This window comes from Lacinutrix sp. MEBiC02595, from assembly GCF_053601555.1.
The window spans coordinates 1-446 of sequence record NZ_JBSHNU010000040.1 but is presented as its reverse complement, the minus strand read 5'-3'; the positions used below and the strand labels follow the sequence as shown (position 1 = coordinate 446).

Below are 446 nucleotides of genomic sequence, written 5' to 3'. Positions count from 1 at the left end.
CTATCAGTAGAAGCTACGGTTTGAATTTCGTTGGTTGCATCTGTATCTTCATCTGCAGTAATATGATCTGCGATTGCAGTTGCATTATCTGCAATGTCTAAAGCGTTATCGGTAATTGCTGTATTTTGCGTAGTTTGTTCCGTTTCTAAAGTGTCAATATCATCCGCATTAGTAGTGATTTGCGATTGCAAAGCAGTTTCATCAAAAGGAGTAACACTTAAATCGATGTTGTTATTTGCATCTGTTGTTACGGTAACGGAACTATCAGTAGAAGCTACGGTTTGAATTTCGTTGGTTGCATCTGTGTCTTCATCTGCAGTAATATGATCTGCGATTGCAGTTTCATTGTCTGCAATAGCTGTGTTTTGTGTTGTTTGTTCCGTTTCTAAAGTGTCAATATCATCCGCATTAGTAGTGATTTGCGATTGCAAAGCCGTTTCGTCAAA

1 protein-coding gene is annotated in these 446 nt (G+C 38.3%); it reads right to left on the bottom strand.

All coding sequences use genetic code 11. The features are described from left to right. Window positions 1-446: hypothetical protein (locus ACVCZW_RS00125; RefSeq protein ID WP_452231295.1), on the bottom strand; the 446-nt coding region annotated here is incomplete at both ends.